The following is a 5,884-nucleotide window of genomic DNA, read 5'->3' as shown; positions in this document are numbered from 1 at the left end:
GGAGCGGATGACGGGGCTCGAACCCGCTACCTCCACCTTGGCAAGGTGGCGCTCTACCAGATGAGCTACATCCGCATTTTTGGTGCCTCCGGACGGAATCGAACCATCGACACGGGGATTTTCAGTCCCCTGCTCTACCGACTGAGCTACAGAGGCAAAATTTGGCGACCCGGAACGGGTTCGAACCGTCGACCTCTAGCGTGACAGGCTAGCGTTCTAACCAACTGAACTACCGGGCCAAATGGTGGGAACAATAGGACTCGAACCTATGACCCTCTGCTTGTAAGGCAGATGCTCTCCCAGCTGAGCTATGCTCCCATTGCCTTTGTCGCTTCGCTTTCGTTTGTCGTATCTCTTAGCGACAGGTATTATAATACACCATATCGGCTCAAATGTCAACACTTTTTTGAATTTTTTTCAAAAAAACTTTACAAAAGCAAAGCAACACGATATTTTACGACAATTTACTCTTTTGACTTTTTGTCTTTGGAAGTGTTATCCTTGGAATTTTTCTCTTTAATAATCTTCTCAAGGTCTTCTTTATTAAAGATATACTTCTTGTTACAGAAATGACAATTAGCCACTACTCTGCCGTTTTCATCAGGCATTGCACGAATTTCATCGTCGCTCATTGTACAGAAAAGTCTTTCGAGTTTTTCTCTTGAACAAGTGCAAACATACTTTACAGGGTACTCGTCAAGCACTTCTACCTCAAAGCCTGCAAGAGCGGTTTTGCATATATCAAGAATACTCATTCCCTTTGCAAGCATAGTTGTAACAGGCTCGAGAGTTTCGAGATTCTTTTCAAGTTTTTCAATTGTATCTTCAAAAGCACCCGGCAAAAGCTGAATAAGCAATCCGCCTGCGAGCATCACTTCGCCGTCCTCCTTATTAATAAGAACGCCAAGCGCACATACTGTGGGAATCTGCTCACTTGTTGCAAAATAATTGGTAATATCCTCGGCAATCTCTCCGCTTACAAGCTCAACCTGACCGATATACGGGTCGCCTGAACCGTAATCACGCATTACATTAAGCACACCGTTTTTACCTACTGCTTTTGAAACATTGATTTTGCCGTTGTTATAGTATTCGGTAGGGCAATTTGCGTTTCCTACATATCCACGAACATTACCCTTACTGTCCGCAACCGCTATTACGGGGCCGAGTTCTCCGTCACCCGATACTCTAAGGTTAATTGATGCGTCTTTCTGCTTGAGCATTGCACCCATCATAGAAGTCGCACACAAAAGTCTGCCGAGTGCCGCAGTAGCGCTTCTTGAAAGTCCGTGAATTTTCTGTGCCTTAAAAACAATATCGGACGCATCAATAGCCGATGCCATTACTGCACCGTCCGATGTTATACATCTTATAATTTTATCCATATTATTCTCCCGTTAACATACCTTATTGATTGGATTTTTCATTCTTGCCACAAAAACAAGCCTTTGTTCGTCGGCTTTCGGTTCGTCAAAACTCATATCTCCATATACAGCCTCAAGTTCAAAACCCGCATTTACAAGCATTTCCGTCAGTTTTTCTCTTGAATATCCACGCTCCGAAAAGCTCTCGCTTGTTCTATAATAAATGCCGTTTTCTTCTTCAAAAAAGTCAAGGTCAATATCCGTCACGCAGTTTTCCCGTAAAGTATTCTGCCACACGCAAAATACCTTATCGGTTTCATATACAAATGTATTATTCGCAAGCACCTGTTCGTGTTTATAAACGGTATTGACATCAAATACAAACAAACCGTCTTTATCCATAAAGAAAGCTACACGCTCAAAAGCCTTTGTCACATCTTCTTCTTTTGTAATGTGATTTATGCTGTCCAGCGTACAAATACAAGTATCTATAGTGCCGTAAAGGTTAAGATTCTGCATTTTCTGCTTTAAATATAAAATATTAAGCCCTTTTTCGCTCGACTTTTGCATTGCCTCGCTAAGCATTTCCGCACTTGCGTCAATTCCGTAAACATCTATGCCCTTAAGTGCCAACTCCGTAGTAAGACTGCCCGTACCGCAGGCAAGGTCAAGTGTAATGCCAAATTCGTGATTATGCCTTTTCATAAGCTCACAAATGTAGTCGCTTCGCTCTTTGTAGCCGACATTTTGCATTAATACATCATAATAATCGGCAAAAATATTGTAACTCATTTGTTTTCCTCTTTGGCGATTTTATCGAGTACAAGTGTGTAACCGTAGGTATCGTTATCAAAAAGAGCACGCTTTACACGACTGATTGTTGCGGTTGACGCACCCGTTTCTTTTACAATTTCAGAATAAACCTTTTTTTCTGTAAGCATTTTTGCTACAACAAGTCTTTGTGACATAGCCTTAAGTTCAGGACTTGTGCATAAATCTTCAAAAAAGCGATAACACTCCTCTTCGTTTTCAAGAGAAAGAATTGCTTTAAAAAGAAAATCAGTATCACTGTTTTTTAACTTAGAGTTCATAATTTCCGTTCTCCTTTGCAAAACATTGCAAATATTTTTATACACTAAAATTTTAACATACAAAAGTATAAAAGTAAATATCAACAGAAAAATTTTTATAAAAACAAAAAGCTGCCTCAAAAGAGACAGCTTAAAGTTTATACCTGATAAATTATAGGTTAAGATTAGCCTAATTCAGCAAAGTACTTAATTGTTCTAACCATCTGGCTTGTGTATGAGTTCTCGTTGTCATACCAAGAAACAACCTGTACCTCATAGAGATCGTCAGCAATCTTTGATACCATTGTCTGTGTAGCATCGAAGAGTGAACCGAATCTCATACCGATTACGTCTGAAGAAACGATTGGATCTTCGTTGTAACCGAATGACTCAGAAGCAGCAGCCTTCATAGCAGCGTTAATGCCCTCAACTGTTACATCCTTACCCTTAACAACAGCTGTAAGAATTGTTGTTGAACCTGTTGGAACAGGAACACGCTGTGCAGAACCGATGAGCTTACCATTGAGCTCAGGAATAACAAGACCAATAGCCTTAGCAGCGCCTGTTGAGTTAGGAACGATGTTAGCAGCACCTGCTCTTGCTCTTCTGAGGTCACCCTTTCTGTGAGGACCGTCGAGGATCATCTGATCGCCTGTGTAAGCGTGGATTGTTGACATGATACCGCTCTGGATCTCAGCATACTTGTTAAGTGTGTTAGCCATAGGAGCGAGGCAGTTTGTTGTACATGAAGCTGCAGAAATGATTGTATCATCAGCTGTAAGTGTACCCTCGTTTACGCTGTAAACGATTGTCTTAAGATCGTTGCCTGCAGGAGCAGAAATAACAACCTTCTTAGCGCCGGCATCAATGTGAGCCTGGCTCTTTGCCTTTGATGTGTAGAAACCTGTGCACTCAAGAACTACGTCTACGCCGATCTCACCCCATGGGAGTTCAGCAGCGTTAGCCTTAGCATAGATTGTAAGAGTCTTGCCGTCAACTGTGATTGTGTTGTTCTCGTCATCAGCCTCTACTGTGTGAAGGTTCTCACCGATTTTACCGCAGTAACCGCCCTGTGCTGTATCATACTTGAGAAGATCTGCGAGCATTGATGGTTTTGTAAGATCGTTGATAGCAACTACCTCATAGCCCTCTGCACCAAACATCTGTCTGAATGCAAGACGACCGATACGGCCGAAACCGTTAATTGCAACTTTTACTGACATTTTAAATTCCTCCTAATTTATAAGGTAGTTTAATTATATTACATTTTTTGCTGTTATTCAAGTGTTTGATAAAATTTTAACAAATTTCTTATGAATTTTACATAAAAACGAAAATTTTACAAAATTTCTGCATCTTTTACTGCAATTTGACGAACGCTATTGTCAAATTGTCCTGTGAATGTTGCGCTTTTTAATTATTTATTTGCAAAATTGCCATTAATATTCTTGACATTTTTATTAAATTAGGATAAAATACTTATAATACCGTTAGTGCGGTTAAATAGGATTAATGCAAATTTACCTATTTTTTATTAATCAGACTCGTTCAGAGCCGTTATTTATAGATATTTTTTATTTAGTTTTTATAACTTATTAATCGTTATAATATACCTTTGTTGCAAACCACAGCATATAAAAAATATTAAAATTAAATTATTTTTATAAAAATGAAAATTGAATATCTTTACTAACGGCACCGACAAGGCTGTTTGATTGAACTTAAACTTATTATCTAATTAAAAATCAAACAAGGAGGTGTCAGAATGTCGTTATTAGCAATAATATTAATTATTGTTGCGTTGCTTCTCGGTGCGGGCATAGGCATTTTTGCAGGTATAAGCTATCGTAAAAATGTTGCCGAAAAGGAAATCGGAAGTGCAGAAGAAGAGGCAAGAAAAATCGTGTCGGAAGCTATGAAAACAGCCGAAGCCAAAAAGAAAGAGGTTGTTTTAGAAGGCAAGGACGAGGTTCACCGTTTCAGAACCGAGAGCGAAAAAGAAATTGCCGACCGCCGCAAAGAAGTTCAACGCCAGGAAAGACGCATTCAGCAAAAGGAAGAAACCCTCGACAAAAAGCTTGACAACATGGAGCTTAAGGACGAAAAGCTTTCTCGTAAGTTAAAAGACGCTGATGCAAAGCTTGAGGAAATCGAAACACTCAAGAAAAGTCAGTTTGAAATGCTTGAGAAAATTTCCGGCTATACAGCCGAGCAGGCAAAGAGTTACCTGCTTTCACAGCTTGAGGACGAGCTTGCTCATGAGAAATCCGTTAAGATTATGGAATATACGGAGCAGCTTAAGGATGAGGCGGACGAAAAAGCAAGAAACATTATTTCTCTTGCAATTCAGCGACTTGCCGCAGAGCAGGTTGCAGAGGCTACAATTTCCGTAGTTCCTCTTCCGAATGACGAAATGAAGGGCAGAATTATCGGTCGTGAGGGCAGAAACATCAGAGCCATTGAAACACTCACAGGTGTTGATCTTATCATTGACGATACACCGGAAGCAATCACTCTTTCAAGCTTTGAGCCTGTAAGAAGAGAAGTTGCAAGAATTGCTCTTGAAAAACTTATTTCAGACGGCAGAATTCATCCGGCAAGAATCGAAGAAATGATTGAAAAAGCAAGACGAGAAGTTGACGCTACAATCAAGCACGACGGCGAAAGAGCAGTGCTTGAGGCAGGCGTACACAACATTCATCCGGAGCTTGTCAGGTTACTCGGCAGACTTCGTTATCGTACCAGCTACGGTCAGAATGTACTTAATCATTCACTTGAAGTTTCATATCTTGCAGGTATGATGGCAAGCGAGCTTGGTATGGATCCGACAATTGCAAAGCGTGCGGGTCTTTTACACGATATCGGTAAGTCAATTGACCACGAGGTCGAAGGAACTCATGTTCAAATCGGTGTAGATTTGGCAAGAAAATACAAAGAACACGATGCGGTTATTCACGCTATTCAGGCTCACCACGGTGATGTTGAGGCAAAGACGGTTGTAGCTTGTCTTGTACAGGCTGCCGACGCACTCTCTGCCGCAAGACCGGGTGCAAGAAGAGAAAATGTAGAAAACTACATCAAGCGTCTTGAAAAGCTTGAAGAAGTTGCATCTTCATTTGAGGGTGTTGAAAGCTCATATGCTATTCAGGCAGGCCGTGAGGTTCGTATTATGGTTAAACCCGAAGTCATAAATGACGAGCGTATGCTTCCGCTTGCAAGAGAAATCTGCAAGAAGATTGAAGAAGAGCTTGAATATCCGGGACAGATTAAGGTTAATATCATAAGAGAGAGCCGAGCTGTCAATTACGCAAAATAATTAAATCAAGAGATACCTTTCGTGGGTATCTCTTTTTTTGTTGCGTTGAGTTAAAACGAGTTGAATTATGGTTTAGCAAATTGATTTGCCAATTAATTATAAAAGTTTGGTCGACCTTTGAAAAGGTCGACCAA

5 protein-coding genes and 4 tRNA genes are annotated in these 5,884 nt (G+C 40.5%); 1 reads left to right on the top strand and 8 read right to left on the bottom strand.

Features of this window, described 5'->3' with window-relative positions:
- Positions 1 to 2 precede the first annotated feature (2 nt).
- From AAAY30_RS10995 to gap, 8 genes are all read right to left on the bottom strand, one after another.
- A tRNA-Gly gene (locus tag AAAY30_RS10995) sits at positions 3 to 75 on the bottom strand.
- 5 nt (positions 76 to 80) lie between these two features.
- Positions 81 to 156, bottom strand: a tRNA-Phe gene (locus AAAY30_RS10990).
- Between the two features lie 6 nt (positions 157 to 162).
- Positions 163 to 239, bottom strand: a tRNA-Asp gene (locus AAAY30_RS10985).
- Positions 240 to 242: 3 nt separating this feature from the next.
- A tRNA-Val gene (locus tag AAAY30_RS10980) sits at positions 243 to 318 on the bottom strand.
- A gap of 146 nt (positions 319 to 464) precedes the next feature.
- Entirely contained in the window at positions 465 to 1,385 is a 921-nt protein-coding gene (gene hslO, locus AAAY30_RS10975) for an Hsp33 family molecular chaperone HslO (RefSeq protein ID WP_022233852.1), read from the bottom strand.
- Positions 1,386 to 1,397: 12 nt separating this feature from the next.
- Positions 1,398 to 2,156, bottom strand: coding sequence for a class I SAM-dependent DNA methyltransferase (locus tag AAAY30_RS10970; RefSeq protein WP_302333851.1), 759 nt, complete (start codon positions 2,154 to 2,156; stop codon positions 1,398 to 1,400).
- Positions 2,153 to 2,455 (bottom strand): YerC/YecD family TrpR-related protein, encoded by a 303-nt coding sequence (locus AAAY30_RS10965; protein WP_022233850.1) that lies wholly within the window; start codon positions 2,453 to 2,455, stop codon positions 2,153 to 2,155. Before AAAY30_RS10965 ends, AAAY30_RS10970 begins: the two co-directional genes overlap by 4 nt.
- Positions 2,456 to 2,619: 164 nt before the next feature.
- Positions 2,620 to 3,657: a type I glyceraldehyde-3-phosphate dehydrogenase gene (gene gap, locus AAAY30_RS10960; RefSeq protein ID WP_022233849.1), complete on the bottom strand. Its 1,038-nt coding sequence runs from the start codon at positions 3,655 to 3,657 to the stop codon at positions 2,620 to 2,622.
- Between the two features lie 542 nt (positions 3,658 to 4,199).
- Between gap and rny the strand changes: the two genes are divergently transcribed.
- Entirely contained in the window at positions 4,200 to 5,750 is a 1,551-nt protein-coding gene (gene rny / locus AAAY30_RS10955; protein ID WP_022234350.1) for a ribonuclease Y, read from the top strand.
- Positions 5,751 to 5,884 lie beyond the last annotated feature (134 nt).

This window comes from Ruminococcoides bili, from assembly GCF_040093295.1.
GTDB lineage: Bacteria > Bacillota > Clostridia > Oscillospirales > Acutalibacteraceae > Ruminococcoides > Ruminococcoides intestinale_A.
This window is presented reverse-complemented; position numbering and strand designations above follow the sequence as displayed.